The sequence below is a fragment of the Lysobacter antibioticus HS124 genome (assembly GCF_000336385.2).
GTDB classification, from domain to species: Bacteria; Pseudomonadota; Gammaproteobacteria; order Xanthomonadales; family Xanthomonadaceae; genus Lysobacter; species Lysobacter firmicutimachus.
In genome coordinates, this window is record NZ_HG424528.1 from 19734 (window position 1) to 37718 (window position 17985).

Annotated in this window: 17 protein-coding genes, 1 other RNA gene and 1 riboswitch; of the genes, 7 read left to right on the forward strand and 11 right to left on the reverse strand. The window is 71.5% G+C overall.

The window, feature by feature from the left end; translation table 11 throughout:
• Positions 1-277 precede the first annotated feature (277 nt).
• Positions 278-637, reverse strand: an RNA gene (gene rnpB / locus TX83_RS15310) — RNase P RNA component class A.
• Between the two features lie 123 nt (positions 638-760).
• A complete protein-coding gene (gene rsmI / locus TX83_RS15315; protein WP_064748836.1) occupies positions 761-1591 on the reverse strand; it encodes a 16S rRNA (cytidine(1402)-2'-O)-methyltransferase in 831 nt (276 codons plus the stop codon).
• A 75-nt stretch (positions 1592-1666) separates the two neighbouring features.
• Between rsmI and TX83_RS15320 the strand changes: the two genes are divergently transcribed.
• From TX83_RS15320 to TX83_RS15335, 4 genes are read left to right on the forward strand one after another with little or no spacing between them, the layout of a single operon-like run.
• Positions 1667-3058, forward strand: coding sequence for a penicillin-binding protein activator (locus TX83_RS15320; protein ID WP_425605943.1), 1392 nt, complete (start codon positions 1667-1669; stop codon positions 3056-3058).
• A complete protein-coding gene (locus tag TX83_RS15325; RefSeq protein ID WP_064748837.1) occupies positions 3042-3452 on the forward strand; it encodes a YraN family protein in 411 nt (136 codons plus the stop codon). The genes TX83_RS15320 and TX83_RS15325 overlap by 17 nt, the downstream gene beginning before the upstream one ends.
• 40 nt (positions 3453-3492) lie before the next feature.
• Positions 3493-4038 (forward strand): metal-dependent hydrolase, encoded by a 546-nt coding sequence (locus tag TX83_RS15330; protein WP_064748838.1) that lies wholly within the window; start codon positions 3493-3495, stop codon positions 4036-4038.
• Complete coding sequence (locus tag TX83_RS15335; protein WP_064748867.1) at positions 4035-5420, forward strand: FAD-binding oxidoreductase; 1386 nt, start codon at positions 4035-4037, stop codon at positions 5418-5420. The genes TX83_RS15330 and TX83_RS15335 overlap by 4 nt, the downstream gene beginning before the upstream one ends.
• A gap of 87 nt (positions 5421-5507) precedes the next feature.
• Here TX83_RS15335 and thiL read toward each other — a convergent pair whose 3' ends face one another.
• The 9 genes from thiL to glyA all read right to left on the reverse strand — a co-directional run bounded on the left by thiL (position 5508) and on the right by glyA (position 13889).
• Positions 5508-6512 carry a thiamine-phosphate kinase gene (gene thiL / locus TX83_RS15340; protein WP_064748839.1) on the reverse strand — a complete coding sequence of 335 codons (1005 nt, stop codon included), beginning with the start codon at positions 6510-6512 and terminating at the stop codon, positions 5508-5510.
• Positions 6513-6585: 73 nt separating this feature from the next.
• A complete protein-coding gene (gene nusB, locus TX83_RS15345; RefSeq protein ID WP_064748840.1) occupies positions 6586-7047 on the reverse strand; it encodes a transcription antitermination factor NusB in 462 nt (153 codons plus the stop codon).
• Positions 7044-7511: a 6,7-dimethyl-8-ribityllumazine synthase gene (ribH, locus tag TX83_RS15350; RefSeq protein WP_064748841.1), complete on the reverse strand. Its 468-nt coding sequence runs from the start codon at positions 7509-7511 to the stop codon at positions 7044-7046. The genes nusB and ribH overlap by 4 nt, the downstream gene beginning before the upstream one ends.
• Positions 7512-7599: 88 nt before the next feature.
• A complete protein-coding gene (ribB, locus tag TX83_RS15355; RefSeq protein ID WP_064748842.1) occupies positions 7600-8745 on the reverse strand; it encodes a 3,4-dihydroxy-2-butanone-4-phosphate synthase in 1146 nt (381 codons plus the stop codon).
• Positions 8742-9350, reverse strand: coding sequence for a riboflavin synthase (locus tag TX83_RS15360; RefSeq protein ID WP_064748843.1), 609 nt, complete (start codon positions 9348-9350; stop codon positions 8742-8744). The genes ribB and TX83_RS15360 overlap by 4 nt, the downstream gene beginning before the upstream one ends.
• A gap of 170 nt (positions 9351-9520) precedes the next feature.
• A riboswitch (FMN riboswitch) is annotated at positions 9521-9688 on the reverse strand.
• A gap of 165 nt (positions 9689-9853) precedes the next feature.
• The gene (locus tag TX83_RS15365) at positions 9854-10633 is read right to left on the reverse strand and encodes a class I SAM-dependent methyltransferase (RefSeq protein WP_064748844.1); all 780 of its coding nucleotides are present in this window, start codon (positions 10631-10633) and stop codon (positions 9854-9856) included.
• A gap of 74 nt (positions 10634-10707) precedes the next feature.
• Positions 10708-11802 (reverse strand): bifunctional diaminohydroxyphosphoribosylaminopyrimidine deaminase/5-amino-6-(5-phosphoribosylamino)uracil reductase RibD, encoded by a 1095-nt coding sequence (gene ribD / locus TX83_RS15370; protein ID WP_064748869.1) that lies wholly within the window; start codon positions 11800-11802, stop codon positions 10708-10710.
• A 182-nt stretch (positions 11803-11984) separates the two neighbouring features.
• Entirely contained in the window at positions 11985-12503 is a 519-nt protein-coding gene (nrdR, locus tag TX83_RS15375) for a transcriptional regulator NrdR (RefSeq protein WP_064748845.1), read from the reverse strand.
• A gap of 132 nt (positions 12504-12635) precedes the next feature.
• Positions 12636-13889: a serine hydroxymethyltransferase gene (gene glyA / locus TX83_RS15380; RefSeq protein ID WP_064748846.1), complete on the reverse strand. Its 1254-nt coding sequence runs from the start codon at positions 13887-13889 to the stop codon at positions 12636-12638.
• Between the two features lie 235 nt (positions 13890-14124).
• On the opposite strand from glyA, the gene lpxO reads away from it, so the two are divergent.
• The 3 genes from lpxO to map all read left to right on the forward strand — a co-directional run bounded on the left by lpxO (position 14125) and on the right by map (position 17939).
• Complete coding sequence (lpxO, locus tag TX83_RS15385; RefSeq protein WP_064748847.1) at positions 14125-15027, forward strand: lipid A hydroxylase LpxO; 903 nt, start codon at positions 14125-14127, stop codon at positions 15025-15027.
• Positions 15028-15335: 308 nt separating this feature from the next.
• Positions 15336-16997: an energy-dependent translational throttle protein EttA gene (ettA, locus tag TX83_RS15390; protein ID WP_064748848.1), complete on the forward strand. Its 1662-nt coding sequence runs from the start codon at positions 15336-15338 to the stop codon at positions 16995-16997.
• Positions 16998-17201: 204 nt separating this feature from the next.
• Complete coding sequence (gene map, locus TX83_RS15395) at positions 17202-17939, forward strand: type I methionyl aminopeptidase (protein ID WP_064748849.1); 738 nt, start codon at positions 17202-17204, stop codon at positions 17937-17939.
• Positions 17940-17985 lie beyond the last annotated feature (46 nt).

The following is a 17985-nucleotide window of genomic DNA, read 5'->3' on the forward strand; positions in this document are numbered from 1 at the left end:
GGACTCGGGACTCGGGACTCGGGACTCGGGACTCGGGCAAGGCAACAAGCAGCGACACTCTTCCGCAACCGAGAGCCCCCTTTAGTAAAGGGGGGCGCCCCGAAGGGGCGGGGATTTGGAGACACATAGCGGGGCCCGAAATTTGCGCAGCAAATTTTGGGGTTTGTAGGGCGAAGCCCGAAAAACGCCACCCCGAAGGGGCGGGGATTGGGGGGAACGAAGCGGGGCCCAAAGTTTGCAAAGCAAACTTTGGGTTTTTCAGGCGCAGCCTGAAAAAGCGCGGAGCCGGCCGATAAGCCGGGTTCTGTCGTGGACAGTCATTCCTCTAGGCGCCGCGTCGCCGCGACGCTCAAGCAACCTACCCGGAGACACCGCGGGCCGCGGCATCGTCTCCCTATTTGGTTTTGCTCCCGGTGGGGTTTGCCGTGCCGGTCCGTTGCCGGACTCGCGGTGCGCTCTTACCGCACCGTTTCACCCTTACCACGCGCCCTCGCGGGCCGTTCGGCGGTCTGCTCTCTGTTGCACTTTCCGTCGGCTCGCGCCGCCCAGGCGTTACCTGGCACCGTGCCCTGTGGAGCCCGGACTTTCCTCGGCACCGGAACTTGCGCTCCGATGACGCGACTGCCTGGCCGACTCCGCGGGCGCATTGTCGCACGCCCGACCCGCTCGCGCGCCGGCACGCTTCATCTCCGCCTCAGCCGCACACAGGCACGCGCTGGGCCGGATGCGCCGGCTCCGGCGTCGCGCTCATGAGCATCGTCTACTCCTCGCCGCGCCCGTACAGCGCCTTGCGCGGCGCCCCGCTCAGCTCGGCGGCCAGCTTGGCCGCGGTCGACGGCGGCAGGTGCTCGCTGAGCTTGGCGTAGATGCGCCGGCCCTCGACCACCTTGGCGTCGGCGTCGTCGCCGGCGCCTTCGACGATCAGCACGAACTCGCCCTTGCGCTGGTTGGGGTCGGCGGCGACCTTCTGCGCGAGTTCGCCGAGGCTGCCGTCGAGCACGGTCTCGAACAGCTTGGTCAACTCGCGCGCCAGCACCGCCGGGCGCTGTTCGCCGAACGCGCCGACCATGTCGGCCAGGGTTTCCTCGATCCGGTGCGCCGATTCGTAGAACAGCAGGGTCTGCGGCTCGGCCGCCAACCGCGCCAGGCGCTCGCGCCGGGCCGACGCCTTGGCCGGCAGGAAACCCTCGAAACTGAACCGGTCTGAGGCCAGCCCGGCCACGCTCAGGGCCGCGATCGCGGCGCAGGCGCCGGGCACCGGCGACACCCGGATGCCGGCCGCGCGGGCGGCGCGGACCAGGCGGAAGCCCGGATCGCTGACCAGCGGGGTGCCGGCGTCGGACACCAGGGCCAGCGAATCGCCGCCCTGCAGCCGTGCCACCAGCTGCGCCGCCTGTTGGTCCTCGTTGTGCTGATGCAGGGCCAACAGGGGCCGCTCCAGGCCGAAATGGGCCAGCAGCTGGCGGGTGTGGCGAGTGTCCTCGGCACAGATCGCCGCGACCGAGCGCAGGGTCTCCAGCGCGCGGGGCGTCAGGTCGCCGAGGTTGCCGATCGGGGTGGCGACAATATGAAGGGTGCCGGAAGTGAGCATCGTACGGGTGCGGTGAGGCCGGGTAGAATCCTAACCGGTCCCACAGGAACGCCGCTGGACGGCGGAAGCAAGCCGATGAATCAGAGCAAGAACCGGCCCGCGATGACATGGATGTTCAGCCTGCTGGCCGCCACCGCCGTGCTCGGCGGCTGCGCCACGGTCGAAACCCGCCCCGCCGCCGCGGTCAGCGCCTCCAATCCGCTGATCGCCCAGGCCGGGCATCTGGCGCACAACAACGCCAACCTCAGCGGCGCCGAGCGTGCCGAGAACGAACGCCAGATCGAACGCCTGCTGGCGCAGCTCGACAATGCGGCGCTGACGCGCGAAGCCGATGCCCTGCCGGTCGGCGACCCGCTGTACAACTTCGTCGGCCGCCAGCTGATGCAGCGCGGCCTGCCGCTGCCGCGGCCGTTCGACCAGACCTCGAACTGGCGCTACCAGGCCTCGGCCCAGCGCCCGCCGGCCGACAGCGACGGCTACCGTCCGCCGCTCAAGCTGGCGGTGCTGCTGCCGCTGTCGGGTTCGCTCGCCACTGCCGCCGCGCCGGTGCGCGATGGCCTGCTCGCCGGCTATTACGGCGAAACCCGGCGGCGCCCGGAAATCGTCTTCTACGACACCAACGGCACCGCCGGCGGCACCCTCGCCGCCTACGACAAGGCCGCCGCCGAGGGCAACGACTTCGTGGTCGGGCCGCTCGGCCGCGACGAGGTCAGCGCCCTGTTCGGCAAGAACGCACTGCCGGTGCCGGTGCTGGCGCTCAACCGCGGCAACGTCGCCCCGCCCAGCGGCACGGTGAGCTTCTCGCTGACGCCCGAGGACGAAGGCGTGGCCGCGGCCGACTACCTGCTCGAACGCAAGGCCGCGCGCGTGCTCGCCATCGGCGGCGGCGACGACAGCCAGCGCCGCGCCATCGCCGCGCTCAAGGAGCGCTTGAGCGCGCGCGGTGCCCAGGTCACCGACACGATCGGCGAAGGCACCGCGGACCTGGCGCCGTTCGCGAGCAAGGATGGCGGCATCGACGCGGTGTTCCTGGCGGTCAAGGGCAGCGCGGCGCGCGGGCTGATTCCCAAGCTCGCCCTCGCCGGCCTGGCCGAGAAGCCGCGCGTGGCGACCTCGCAGCTGTTGTCCGGCACCGGCAAGCCGGAGCAGGACCGGGTGCTCGACGGCATCGCCTTCCCCTCCGAATCCTGGACCAGCGGCGGCGTGCGCGGCCTGCCGCCGGCGCCGGGCGTCGCGGCCGGTCTGCCGACCGCGCGCGGTCCGGCCGCGCGCCTGTTCGCATTCGGCTACGACGCGTGGCTGCTGTCGGCCTATCTGGAACGCCTGGCCAGCCGCTCCGACGCCTTCGTCGCCGGCGCCACCGGCGTGCTGCGGGTCGACGGCTTCGGCAGCGTGCTGCGCACGCCGGCCTGGTCGACCTTCAGCAGCGGCGTCGCAGTGCCGCTGGCGGATGCCTCGCGCCGCTGACGGCAACGCCCGCTCCACGGGTGCGCCCTCGCGGCGCGCCCGCGGCGCCGCGATCGAAGCCGCCGCGCGCCGTCATCTGCTCGGCGCCGGACTGCGCGAAGTCGCCGCGAACGCCCATTACCGCTGCGGCGAACTCGATGCGGTGATGCTCGACGGCGCCGTGCTGGTGTTCGTCGAAGTGCGCTACCGCCGCGACGCCCGCTACGGCGGCGGCGCGGCCTCGGTCGACCTGCGCAAGCGGCGCAAACTACTGCTGGCGGCGCAGTCGTTCCTGCTCGCCCACCCCGGCTACGCCGAGCACGCCTGCCGTTTCGACGTGATCGAAGCCCAAGGCGACCCGGCCGAGCCGCAACTGCGCTGGCTGCGCGACGCGTTCCGCGCCGACGACGCCTGACCCCTCTCCTGCCGATACCCGATCGAGACCGAGCCGCGCGATGCCGACCGTGATGACCCACGCCGCCGTACCGCTGGCCCTCGGCCTGGCCCTGGGCGCGCGCGCGGTTCCGCCGCGACTGCTGGTCGCCGGCGCGCTCGCGGCGATGCTGCCCGACGCGGATGTGGTCGCGTTCAAGCTCGGCATCGCCTACGCCGACGGCTTCGGCCACCGCGGCGCCAGTCACTCGTTCGCATTCGCCGCGTTGATCGCCGCGCTCGGCGCGCTGGCGGCGCCGTGGCTGCGCGCCCCGCCGTGGCGCGCCGCGGCCTGGCTGTTCCTGTGCACGGTTTCGCACCCGCTGCTCGACGCCTTGACCAACGGCGGCCTCGGCGTCGCGCTGTACTGGCCGTGGTCGGAGCAGCGCCTGTTCGCACCGTGGCGGCCGATCGAGGTCTCGCCGATCGGCGCGCGTTTCTTCAGCCTGCGCGGCCTGCAGGTGCTGTGGTCGGAGGCGCGCTGGATCGTGCTGCCGGCCTTCGCCCTGGGCCTGTGCGGCGCGGCGTTGCGGCGCTGGACCGCGCCGCGCGCGGAAGCGACGCCATGATCGCCCTGCCCGACGCCCTGCAGCGCGAGCTGGCCGCGGTGTTCGGCGATGGCTGGCTGACCGACCCGGGGCAACGGCTGGCCTACGCCTACGACAATTCGCGCCGCCAGTCCCTGCCCGACGCGGTCGCGTTGCCGCGCACGCGCGAGCAGGTGCAGACCCTGGTGCGCGCCTGCCGCCGTCATCGCGTGCCGGTGATCGCGCGCGGCCGCGGCACCAACACCACCGGCGCCTCGGTGCCGGTGGCCGGCGGCGTGGTGGTCTCGTTCGAACGCATGGACCGGATCCTCGAGATCCGCCCCGGCGACCGTTGCGCGGTGGTCGAGCCGGGCGTGCTCAACGGCGACCTGCAGGCCGCGCTCAAGCCGCACGGCCTGTTCTGGCCGCCGGACCCGACCAGCGCGGCGTTCAGCACGGTCGGCGGCAACCTGGCCTGCAACGCCGGCGGTCCGCGCGCGGTGAAGTACGGCGCCAGCCGCGACAACGTGCTGGCGCTGACCGCCGTCACCGGCGCCGGCGAGCTGATCGTCTGCGGCACCGCCACCACCAAGGGCAGCACCGGTTACGACTTGCACCGCCTGCTGGTCGGCAGCGAAGGCACCCTGGCGCTGATCGTTGAGGCCAGCCTGCGCCTGACCCCGAGCGCGCCGGCGCGCGCGGCGCTGCGCGGCATCTATCGCGACGTGTCCAGCGCGGCGCGCGCGGTGGCGCGGCTGATGGCCCAGCCGGTCACGCCGTCGATGCTGGAATTCATGGACGCGCAATGCGTGCGCCTGGCGCGCGACGTCGGCGGCGCCGAGCTGCCGCACGAGGCCGGCGCGCTGTTGATGATCGAAGCCGACGGCGATGCGCATACCCTGCCGCACGCGCTGGAAGCGCTGCGCCGCGCCGCCGCCGGCGACGGCCTGCTCGCGCTCGACGACGCCGTCGACGAGGCCGCGCGGGAAAAACTATGGGCGGCGCGCAAGGCGCTGTCGCCGGCGCTACGCACGCTGGCGCCGGGCAAGATCAACGAAGACGTGGTGGTGCCGGTGTCGCGCATCCCCGAGCTGGTCGACGGCGTGCAGGCGCTGGCGAGCGAGTTCGACCTGCCCATCGTCTGCTTCGGCCACGCCGGCAACGGCAATCTGCACGTCAACCTGCTCTACGACCCCGCCGACGTCGCGCAGGACCAACGCGCGCGCGCGGCGATGGCGCGGGTGTTCGCGCTGGCGCTGGCGCTCGGCGGCACCTTGTCGGGCGAGCACGGCATCGGCCTGGCCAAACGCGACTTCATGCCGCAGGCGGTGAGCGCACAGACCTTGGCGCTGATGCGCCAGCTCAAGCAGGTGTTCGACCCCGACGCGATCCTCAACCCGGGCAAGCTGCTGCCGGACGCGTGAGCGCGGCGGAGTGCGCCGACCCAATCCGCCACCGCCCGACGGTGCGGCACCGCCCCGGCCCAGCGACCGAACCGGCCGCCGCGGCGCTCAGCCGGCGAAATGCTCGTAGCCGGTCCGCGCCGGTCGCCACGGCGTGCCGTCCGGCGCGAAGGCGCGCACGCCGCGACCGGCTTCGATGCGCCCGATCCTGCAGCCGGGCACCGCGGCCTCGGCCAGCGCGCGCTCGATTGCGGTTCGCCGCTCCGGCACGGCGGTGAAGCACAGCTCGTAATCGTCGCCTCCGGCCGCCTGCAGCTGCCAGCGCGCGGCGCCTTCGGCGGCCGCGGCCAAGGCCGGCGACACCGGCAGCAGCGCCAACTCGATCCGCGCGGCGACCTGGGATGCCGCGCAAACGTGGCCGAGGTCGGCCAGCAGACCGTCGGACACGTCGATGCCGGCCGAGGCCAGCCCGGCCAGGGAACGCCCGGCGGCGACGCGCGGCGTCGGCCGCGCCAGGCGCTCGTGCAGGCGCGCCGCATCGGTGGCCGGATCGCCGGCACAGCGGCGCACGGCCTGTTCGCGGTACGGCGCGATGCCGTCCAGGGCCAACGCCGCCGCGGCATCGCCGAGCGTGCCGGTGACCCAGATCTCGTCGCCGGGCTGCGCCGCATCGCGGCGCAAGGCCGCGCCGGGCGCGACGAGACCGAGCACGGTCACGCAGACCGACAAGGGGCCACGGGTGGTGTCGCCGCCGACCAGGGCGACGCGATGCTGCGCGGCCAGGTCGAGGAAGCCGTCGAGAAAAGCGTCGACGAAAGCGGCGTTGTCCGCCTGCGTCGGCAGGGACAGCGACAACGTGCACCAGGCCGGCTCGGCGCCCATCGCCGCCAGGTCGGACAGGTTCACCGCCAGCGACTTCCAGCCGATGTCGGCCGCCGCGGCCCCTTCGCCGAAGTGCACGCCGCGGTTGAGGGTGTCGGTGGCCACCACAAGTTGCCGCCCCGGCGGCGGCTGCAACAGCGCGGCATCGTCGCCGATGCCGAGCGCGACGTCGTCGCGCACGCCGGCGCGCGCGCGGATGCGCGCGATCAGGTCGAATTCGGCCGCGCTCATCGTGCCGCCCGGCGCGGCGCGCGCGTCGGCGCGGCCGCGTTCCGGCGCTGCGCGGCGGCGCAGCGCCCGCGCATCAGCGCTTCTTCGACGCGGCGAATTCCACCGCGCGCCAGTCCGCCGCGGCGTGGTCGAGCACGCCGTTGACGTAAGTGTGGCCGTGTTCGGCGCCGAAGCGCTTGACCGTCTCGATCGCTTCGTTGATCACCACCCGGTACGGCACGTCGACGCGGTGGCGCAGCTCGTAGGCGGCGATGCGCAACGCGGCGCGCTCGATCGGATCGACCTGCTCGACCTCGCGGTCGAGGAACGGCGTCAGCGCCTTGTCGAGTTCGGCGCGATGCGCATCGACGCCGCGCACCAGGTCTTCGAAGTAGGCCAGGTCGGCGACTTCGTGCGCCTGCTCGTGAGCGAACTGGGCGATGACGTCGTTGGCCTTGGCGCCCGACATCTGCCAGGCGTACACGGCCTGCAGCGCGCGGCGGCGAGCGCGCGAGCGCGCGACCGGATCGATTCCATCCTGACGACGGCGGTTCATGGCAATTGTTCCAGCAAGTGACTCATCTCGAGGGCGGCCAGCGCCGCTTCCTCGCCCTTGTTGCCGTGGCTGCCGCCGGCGCGGGCCATGGCGTCCTCGTGCATTTCCACCGCGAGCACGCCGTTGGCGATCGGCAGGCCGTAGTCGAGCGAAACCCGCATCAGGCCGTCCGAGCAACCGTCGGCGACCTGCTCGTAGTGGCGGGTGTCGCCGCGCACCACGCAGCCCAGCGCGACCACCGCAGCATGGCGGCCCGCCGCGGCCAGGCGCTTGGCCAGCACCGGCAGTTCCCAGGCGCCGGGCACGCGGAACACGTCGATCGCGTCCTCGGCGACGCCGTGATCGGCGAAGGTCTTGCGCGCGCCGGCCACCAGGGTATCGGTGATGCGCGGGTTCCAGCGGCTGGCGATGATGGCGTAGCGCGCGCCCTGGGGGCTGCGCAGGTCGCCTTCGTAATGGGGCATGGTGGGGGATCGACCGGACGAAAGGGGTAGTTTAGCGGGTTGGCGGCCGGCTCAGGTCCGGCCGCCTCGGCGGATGGGACGCGCCGGCTCAGCCGAGCCGGTGCGGGTCGACGTACTCGACCACTTCCAGGCCGAAACCGGCCAGGCCGATCTGCCGGCGCGGGGTGCCGATCACGCGCAGCTTGCCCAGGCCCAGGTCGGCCAGGATCTGGCCGCCGGCGCCGTTGCGGCGCCATTCGGCCAGAGCGTGGCCGCGGGTCGGCGGCGCCGCCTCGTCGGGGCCGCCCTCGCCGGCCGGCTCGTGCGCGGCCTGGCCGCGGACTCGCGCCAGCAGCGCCTCGGCGTCGGCATGGTCGGCCAGCACTACCAGCGCGCCGCGGCCCTCCCGGGCGATCGCGCCGAGCACCTCGCCGATCGCCGGGCCGAAGTCCGGCCGGCGCCAGTGCAGCGCATCGGCGAGCGGGTTCTGCACGTGCACCCGCACCAGGGTCGGCGCGGCCGGGTCGGGCTCGCCGCGCAGCAGGGCGAAATGCAGGGCGTGGCTGAGCCGGTCGCGGTAGCTCAGCAGCTGGAACGGGCCGTGCTCGGTTTCGATGGTGCGCGCGTCGACCCGCTCGACCGTGTGCTCGGTGGCCAGGCGATAACGGATCAGTTCCTCGATCGAGCCCATCTTGAGCCCGTGCTCGGCGGCGAAGGCCTCCAGCTCCGGGCGCCGCGCCATGCTGCCGTCGGGGTTGAGCACCTCCACCAGCACCGCCGCCGGCTCCAGGCCGGCGAGCAGGGCCAGGTCGGTGCCGGCCTCGGTGTGGCCGGCGCGGCTGAGCACGCCGCCGGGCTGCGACATCAACGGGAAGATGTGGCCGGGCTGGGCCAAATCGCTGGGCTTGGCGTCCGGACGCACCGCGGTGCGCACGGTATGGGCGCGGTCGTAGGCCGAGATGCCGGTGGTGACGCCTTCGGCGGCCTCGATGCTGACGGTGAAGTTGGTGTGGTGCGGCGAGGTGTTGTCGCGCACCATCGGCCCCAGGCCGAGCTGCAGGCAGCGTTCGCGCATCAGCGACAAGCAGACCAGGCCGCGCGCGTGGGTGACCATGAAGTTGATGTCGGCCGGGCGCACCAGCTCGGCGGCCATGATCAGGTCGCCTTCGTTCTCGCGGTCCTCGTCGTCGACGATCACGACCATGCGGCCGGCGCGGATTTCTTCCAGCAGTTCGGGAACGGTGGCGAAGCTCATGCGGTTTCCTCCGCGCGCGCGCCGAGCAGACGCTCGACGTAGCGCGCGACCAGATCGATTTCCAGATTGACCGCGTCGCCGACCGAGGTCGCGGCGAAGGCGGTGTGGGCGACGGTATGCGGAATCAGCGCGACCTCGAAGCCTTCGGCGTCGACTTCGTTGACCGTCAGGCTGACCCCGTCGACGCAGATCGAGCCTTTCTTGGCGATGTAGCGCAGCAGCGCCGCGGGCGCGCGGAAGCGCCAGCGCTGCGCGCGCGCGTCCTCGTGCACGCCCAGCACCGCACCGACGCCGTCGACGTGGCCGCTGACCATGTGCCCGCCGAGCCGGTCGGTCGGGCGCATCGCCCGTTCCAGGTTGAGCACGGCGCCGGGACGCAGCGCGCCGAGCGTGGTCAGCGCCAGGGTTTCGGTGGACGCGTCGGCCTCGAACCAATCGCGCTCGAACGCGATCGCGGTCAGGCACACGCCGTTGACGGCGATGCTCTCGCCGAGCCTGGGTTCGGAGAAATCCAGCGTGCCGGTGGCGATGCGCAGGCGCACGTCGCCGCCGAGATCCTGCGTGGCGGCGAGCGAGCCGACGCCTTCGATGATGCCGGTGAACATCAGCCGGCCTCCTGGCGGGCGGCCGCCGGGCAGGTGTTGCGAACGAACTGGGTCATGAAACGTTTCCCGCGTGATGTTGAGCGAAAAACGCCTCAAGGCTCGAAGACAACGCACGGGCCGCGGCGCGGCCGCAGCCTCGGGCGCCCGTCCTTGCGGCGGGCGTCGCGCGTAGCCGTCTTCTTTCATCCGGACTGTGACCGTCGGCTCCGGCATCGGACCGGATCTGCTGACCCGCCCGGCCGGGACGTCCTGGGACGCGCGGCCGGGCAGCGCTCGCGGGCTCGCGCGTCGCCGCGCCTACCGCCGGTGGGGAGTTCCGCCCCGCCCTGAAGACGTTACCTGTGGGTGCCGGCGAACCGGCGCGCGCAGTTTAGCACCGGCCGCCCGAGCGTCCGGAGCCGGCCCACCGCCGCGGCCGCGATGCAGCGTTCCGCCGCGGCGCGGCCGGACCGGTCGCGGGCCGCCCCGGTGCGGCCTCCGGGCGGCCGCGCCGGCCGCTGGCCTCAGCCCGGCTTGCGCCGCAAATGCAGGTGCAGCGGCCATTGGACGGTGCGCACGTCCTCGGCCGCGCCCCAGGCCGCGCTCAGCGCCGCGCGGTGCAGCGCCACCGGGTCGTCGCCGGTGGCGGCTCGGCAGCGCTCGACAGCCGACAGACTGTGCAAATAGCCCAGCCAGCGGCTCAGGCTCCATTCGGCCTCCAGCCACAACGCCGGCGCCGGCAGGGCGGCGAACGGCCAGCGGTAGCCGGCATAGCCGTCGCGGACCTCGGCGTTCTCCGTCTGCCAATAGGGACCGATGCGGGCACGGAAGGCCTCGACCGCCTCGACCATGCCCTCCGGCGGCAGGAAATCGCCATAGGCCCACACCGCCAGCACCCCGCCGGGCACCAGCACGCGCTCGCATTCGGCGTAGAAACGCTCGCGATCGAACCAGTGCATCGCCTGCGCGACCGCGACCAGTTCGACGCTGGCATCGGCCAGCGAGCAGCGCTCCGCCGGCTCGATCGCCAGGCTCACCCGGCCCTCGCCGCGCAATGCCGCCTCGCGCGCCCAATGGCGCTCGATCTGCGCCGCGCTCGGCTCGGTCGCGTGCACCCGCTCGAACCGCGCGGCCAAGCCTCGGGTGGCCTGGCCGCTGCCGCAGCCCGGCTCCCACACCCGCACCGCCGTCGCCGGCAGTTGCGCGGCGATGGCGTCGAACATGGCGTCGGGATACTCCGGCCGCGACGCGGCGTAGCTTTGCGCCAGGGCGGAGAAATGGTCCTTGAAGGGATTCGAGCTCATGAGGCAGGCCCAACGGTCAGGAGGCAAGAGTCGGCGACGCTTCGGGCGGGCTCCTGACGCCGGCCCGCCGACGTCTAGGGTTTGGGCCGCAGCAGCACCCGCATATCCCCGCCCAGCTGGCGCACATCGACCAGCTCCAGCTTGCGTTTGTCCGCCATCGCCTCGATGCCGAGGCCGTCGAACAGCGGCCGCGCGCGTTCGCCGAGCAGCACCGGGGCCATGTAGAGCAGCACTTCGTCGACCCAGCCGCCGGCCAGGAAGGCGCCGGCCAGGGTCGCGCCGGCTTCGAGCTGGATTTCGTTGACGCCGCGAGCGGCGAGCAGCTTGAGCACCGCTTCCAGGTCCATCAGGCCTTCGCGCACCGGCACCGCGGCGTGTTCGGCGGCGAAGCCGCGCGGCAGCTTGGCGTCGGGCGCGTGCAGGTACAGGGTCGGCGCCTCGCCGCCGCGCACGCGGCCGCGGGCGATCGTGGCCAGGCCCGGGTCGAGCACCACCCGCAGCGGCGCCACGAACGGCGTGTCGTCGCCCAGGCGCACGGTCAGCTCGGGGTCGTCGGCGAGCACGGTTCCGGCACCGGTCACGATCGCGCCGCAACGCGCCCGCCAGCGCTGCACGTCCAGGCGCGAGGCCGGGCCGCTGATCCATTTCGATTCGCCGCTGGCCAAGGCGCTGCGGCCGTCGAGGCTGGTCGCCAGCTTGACCCGCAGCCACGGCCGGCCACGCTCGATCCGCGACAGGAAACCGCGGTTGAGCGTGCGCGCCTGCGCTTCCATCAGGCCGCTGGCGACCTCGATGCCGGCCGCCTGCAAGCGGGCGAAACCGGCGCCGTCGACCTGCGGGAACGGGTCGCGCATCGCCGCGATCACCCGTCCCACGCCGGCCTCGATCAAGGCCTCGCTGCAGGGCCCGGTGCGGCCGGTATGGGCGCAGGGCTCCAGGGTCACGTAGGCGGTGGCGCCGCGCGCGCGATCGCCGGCGGCGCGCAGCGCGAGCACCTCGGCATGCGGCTCGCCGGCGCGCTGGTGCCAGCCCTCGCCGACGACCTCTTCGCCGTGCGCCAGCACGCAGCCGACCATGGGATTGGGCTTGGTGGTGTAGGCACCCTGCTCGGCCAGGCGCAACGCGCGGGCCATCAGGGCGTGATCGATAGCGCTGAAGGAGGCGGTCATCGGCTCATTCTGGGCCCGACGCGCGCGAATAGCGACCGCGTCCGCATCGCTGGGCGTCATCGCGCCGGCCGTGACAGCGCCGATCGGGATCGCGGCGATGGCCCGCGTGACGGCGCAGCGGCGCGGCCGCCGCACGAGCGGCGGGCGCCGGCGGTTCTCGCCGGAAGCGAACGGCCGCAGATTCAGCGCTTGCGGTTGCGCTCGTGCGCGGGTTCCTCGCCGAGCAGCGGCAGTTGCCCGTCGCCGGGCGCGTCGCGTTCGAGCCGATCGAGTTCTTCGCGGAAATCGGCCACGTCCTCGAAGGCGCGATAGACCGAGGCGAAACGCACGTAGCCGACGTGGTCGAGCTTGCGCAGCTCGTCCATGACGAAATCGCCGACCCGCCGCGAAGCCAGCTCGCGCTCGGCGGTCATGCGCAGGCGGTGCACCACCGCGCGCACCGCGGCCTCGACCTGCTCTTCCGAGACCGGCCGCTTGTGCAGCGCGCGGTCCATGCTCAGACGCAGCTTGCGCGCGTCGAACGGCTCGCGGCGGCCGTCGCCCTTGATGATCATCGGCAGCTTGAGCTCGATGGTCTCCAGCGTCGAAAACCGTTCGCCGCAGGCCTCGCAGACGCGCCGGCGCCGGATCGTGGCGCCGTCGTCGGACACCCGCGAATCGATCACGCGGGTGTCCTGGTGCTGGCAGAAGGGGCAATGCATGGGAAGCCGGGATTTGGGATTCGGGAATCGGGATTCGGAAAGTCAAAAGCGCTTGCGGCGGATGCCAGCATAGTGCCAAGCCGCCGCGAATGCGCTCTCCATCCCCGAATCCCTACTCCCGAATCCCGGCGCTTAGCCGTACACCGGGAACTGCGCGCACTGCTTGGTGACGTTCTCGCGCACGCCGGCGATGACCTTGGCGTCCTTGGGATGGTCCAGCACGTCGCAGATCCACTCGGCCAGGGCCACGCAGTCGGCTTCCTTGTAGCCGCGGGTGGTCACCGCCGGGGTGCCGATGCGCAGGCCGGAGGTCACGAACGGCTTCTGCGGGTCGTTCGGGACGGCGTTCTTGTTGACCGTGATATGGGCCTGGCCGAGCGCGGCTTCGGCGTCCTTGCCGGTGATGCCCTTGCCGATCATGTCGACCAGCATCAGGTGGTTCTCGGTGCCGCCGGAGACGATCTTGTAGCCGCGATTGATGATCGTCTTGGCCATGGCCTGGGCGTTCTTGACCACCTGTTCCTGGTAGGCCTTGAACTCCGGGTCCAGCGCTTCCTTGAACGCCACCGCCTTGGCCGCGATCACGTGCATCAGCGGACCGCCCTGGATGCCCGGGAAGACGATGCTCTGCAGCTTCTTGGTCAGGTCCTCGTCGGCGCCCTTGGCCAGGATGATGCCGCCGCGCGGGCCGCGCAGGGTCTTGTGGGTGGTCGAGGTGACCACATGGGCGTGCGGCAGCGGGTTCGGGTAGACGCCGGCGGCGACCAGGCCGGCGACATGGGCCATGTCGACGAACAGGTAGGCGCCGATTTTGTCGGCGATGGCGCGGAAGCGCGCCCAGTCGATCTTCTGCGAGTAGGCGCTGAAGCCGGCCACGACCATCTTCGGCTTGTGTTCCAGGGCCAGCTTCTCGACTTCGTCGTAGTCGATCAGGCCCTGGGCGTCGACGCCGTACTGCACGGCGTTGAACAGCTTGCCGGAGGCGTTGACCTTGGCGCCGTGGGTCAGGTGGCCGCCGTGGGCCAGGGACATGCCGAGGATGGTGTCGCCGGGGTTGAGCAGGGCGAAATACACCGCCTGGTTGGCCTGCGAGCCCGAATGCGGCTGCACGTTGGCGTAGTCGGCTCCGAACAGCTGCTTGACCCGGTCGATCGCCAGCTGCTCGGCGATGTCGACGTATTCGCAGCCGCCGTAGTAGCGCTTGCCCGGGTAACCCTCGGCGTACTTGTTGGTCAGCACGCTGCCCTGGGCCTCCAGCACGCGCGGGCTGGCGTAGTTTTCCGAGGCGATCAGTTCGACGTGGTCTTCCTGGCGGCGGGCCTCGGCCGCAATGGCCTGGGCGAGCTCGTCGTCGAATCCGGCAATACGGGTGTGGCTGGGGAACATTCGCGGCCTCGGAAAGAAGTACGGACGGGAGGGGGAGGTACGCCGCGTCAGGCCGGGCCCGCGTGGCAGGGGGCGGGCTTGACGTAAGACTTGAAATGTTAGCCTAGGGGCGTATGGCGGCCAACCGCCAAAGCGGGGCTGCCGCGGCGCCCCGACCCGGCGGACAATGCGCCGACCTCCCCTCCCCAAGGCCCGCCCTCCCCGGCCGGCCCGCTCGATCTTGGATGCCCCGACCGTGAAATGGGTCTTCGTCTTCGCGTTCCTCGCCAGCGCCGTGTACGTGCATTTCCGCGGCCGGGTCCGGCACCGGCTCGGCCGCCAGTTGCTCGACCATTCGACCTTCATGGCGCCGATCAACGTGCTGATGTACGCCTGCTCGCGGGTGCCGACCACCGCCTTCCTGAACCCGGACCAGCACTTCCCCGAGCTGGAGCCGCTGCGCGCGCGCTGGCGCGAGATCCGCGCCGAGGCCCTGCACCTGCGCGAGCTGCAGCAGATCAAGGCCGCCGACGGCTACAACGATGTCGGCTTCAACTCGTTCTTCCGCCGCGGCTGGAAGCGCTTCTACCTGAAGTGGTACGACGACGCCCATCCCTCGGCGGCCGAGCTGTGCCCGGTCACCACCCAGTTGCTGCGCGAGATCCCCGGGGTCAAGGCGGCGATGTTCACCGAGCTGCCGCCGGGCGGCGAGCTGCGCCCGCACCGCGACCCTTACGCGGGCTCGCTGCGCCTGCATCTGGGCCTGGACACGCCCAACGACGACGCCTGCTTCATCGACGTCGACGGCCAGCGCTACAGCTGGCGCGACGGCGAGTGGACCATGTTCGACGAAACCTATATCCACTGGGCCCAGAACGGCTCCAGCCAGAACCGGATCATCCTGTTCTGCGACATCGAACGGCCGATGCGCTGGGCCTGGGCGCGCGGGCTGAACCGCTTCATCGCCCAGCGCCTGATCGCCGCCGGCGCCTCGCCCAACCAGGAAGGCGACAAGACCGGCGCGATCAACAAGCTGTTCAAGTACTTCTACGCGGTGCGGCTGAAGACCAAGGCGCTCAAGGAGCGCAGCAAGGGCTCCTACTACGCGATCAAGTACCTGGCGGTGCTGGCGGTGGTGGCCCTGATCGTCTGGTGGTGAGCCGCCGCACGGCGCGACCGCCGATGCGCCGGCCTGGAAACGTCGCTGGGACGCAGCTTGGCGCTGAAGCTTGCGCAGGCCGGCCTGCGCAGGCGCGACGGCCGGCAAGGCATTAACGGATCCAACGGCCGGCCCGGGCTTGCGCCGCCCGCCCCTGCGGCCCGGCGCCCGCAGGTTCACCTGCCCGCAAGGCCCCGCGCTGGAACCCGCCCCCCGGCTGCGGGATAATCGGCTATTCGCAACGCCCCCCGCCCCGCCTTCCGGCCGTTCCGGCCGGGCTCGGCGCGCGCCTCTGCTTCGGAGTCTGCATGCAATACATCTACACCATGAACGGCGTCAGCAAGACCGTGCCGCCGAAGCGTCAGATCATCAAGGACATTTCGCTGTCGTTCTTCCCGGGCGCCAAGATCGGCCTGCTCGGCCTCAACGGCGCCGGCAAGTCCACCGTGCTCAAGATCATGGCCGGCGTCGACACCGACTTCACCGGCGAAGCGCGCCCGGCCACCGGCATCAAGGTCGGCTACCTGCCGCAGGAACCGCAGATCGACCCGGAAAAGACCGTGCGCGAAGCGGTCGAGGAAGGCGTGGGCGAAGTGCTCAACGCCCAGGCCGCGCTGGAAGCGGTGTACGCCGCCTACGCCGAGGAAGGCGCCGACTTCGACGCCCTGGCCAAGGAACAGGAGCGGCTGGAGGCGATTCTCGCCGCCGGCGACGCCCACACCCTGGAAAACCAGCTCGAAGTCGCCGCCGACGCGCTGCGCCTGCCGCCGTGGGATGCGGTGGTCGGCAAGCTGTCGGGCGGCGAGAAGCGCCGCGTCGCGCTGTGCCGCCTGCTGCTGCAGAAGCCGGACATGCTGCTGCTCGACGAACCGACCAACCACCTCGACGCCGAATCGGTCGAATGGCTGGAACAGTTCCTGGCCCGCTACACCGGCACCGTGGTGGCGGTCACCCACGATCGCTACTTCCTCGACAACGCCGCCGAGTGGATCCTCGAGCTCGACCGCGGCCGCGGCATTCCGTGGAAGGGCAACTACACCGAGTGGCTGGTGCAGAAGGACGAGCGCCTGAAGCAGGAAGAGAACCAGGAAAAGGCGCGCCAGAAGGCGATCCAGAAGGAACTGGAGTGGGCGCGGCAGAACGCCAAGGGCGGCCGCTCCAAGGGCAAGGCGCGCCTGGCCCGGATCGAAGAGCTGCAGGCGGTCGATTACCAGCGCCGCCAGGAAACCAACGAAATCTTCATCCCGCCGGGCGAGCGCCTGGGCAGCAAGGTGATGGAGTTCAAGAACGTGTCGAAGAAGTTCGGCGACCGCCTGCTGATCGACGACCTCAGCTTCGTCGTGCCGCCGGGCGCGATCGTCGGCATCATCGGCCCCAACGGCGCCGGCAAGTCGACCCTGTTCAAGATGATCATTGGCCAGGAGAAGCCGGACTCGGGCGAGATCGACATGGGCCCGACCGTCAACCTGGCCTACGTCGACCAGAGCCGCGACAAGCTGGAAGGCAACCACAACGTCTTCCACGAAGTGTCCGGCGGCCTGGACATCCTCAACATCAACGGCATCGAGATCCAGTCGCGGGCCTACATCGGCCGCTTCAACTTCAAGGGCCAGGACCAGCAGAAGATGGTCGGCAGCCTGTCGGGCGGCGAACGCGGCCGTCTGCACCTGGCCAAGACCCTGCTGCAGGGCGGCAACGTGCTGCTGCTCGACGAACCGTCCAACGACCTCGACGTGGAAACCCTGCGCGCGCTGGAAGACGCCCTGCTCGAATTCCCGGGCAACGCCTTCGTGATCTCGCACGACCGCTGGTTCCTCGACCGCATCGCGACCCACATCCTGGCCTTCGAAGGCGACTCGCACGTCGAGTTCTTCCAGGGCAACTACCGCGAGTACGAAGAGGACAAGAAGCGCCGCCTGGGCGAAGAAGGCGCCAAGCCGCATCGCCTGCGCTTCAAGGCGCTGAAGTAAGCCGCAGCCCGCCGCGCGAGCGGCCGCCGCGATGCGAACGCGACGGGACCGGCGACGGTCCCGTCGCGCTATCCGGCGCGGACTCGCGCAACGGGCATCGGTCGCATTGCCGGCGCGACCGGCCGCCGGCCAGCGCAGCGCCGCGGTTTTCCCGCGCCGCCGCCGGCGTTACCCTGCACCGAGCACCGCCTCACGGATTCCGCCATGACCGTACTGCACGCATTCGAACTCGAAGGCCTGCGCCGCGCAGGCTCGCTGGTCGCCTCGATCCTGGCGGCCATGCGCGAGGCCGCCGTGCCCGGCGCGGTATCGCGCGATCTCGACGCGATCGGCGCGGCGATGCTGCGCGAGGCCGGCGCGCGATCGGCGCCGCAGCTGACCTACGATTTTCCCGGCGCCACCTGCATCAGCATCAACCAGGTCGCCGCGCACGGCATTCCCGACCTCAGCGTGCTGCGCGAGGGCGACCTGGTGAACATCGACGTCTCCGCCGAACTGGACGGCTATTTCGCCGACACCGGCGGCAGCTTCGTGGTCGGCCAGGCCAGCGCCGCGCAGCAGAAGCTGCTCGATGCCACCCGCGAGGCGCGCGACGCCGCGATCGCGCAGTTGCGCGCCGGCCAGCCGATCAACAGCATCGGCCGCACGGTCGAATCGGTCGCGGCCCGGCGCGGTTTCAAGGTGATCCGCAACCTCGGCAGCCACGGCGTCGGCCGCGCCTTGCACGAAGCGCCGGGCAACATCCCCGGCTACTACGATCCGCGCGACACCCGCCGCCTGCACGAGGGCATGGTGATTACGATCGAACCGTTCCTGGCCACCCACACCACCCGCACCGAAGAAGGCGAAGACGGCTGGTCGATGCTGTGCCGGCGCGGCTTCGCCGCGCAATTCGAGCACACCGTGGTGGTGACTTCGGGCGAACCGATCGTGGTGACTTGAAGGCCGGGATGGGGATTCGGGATTCGGGATTCGGAAAAGCCGGGGC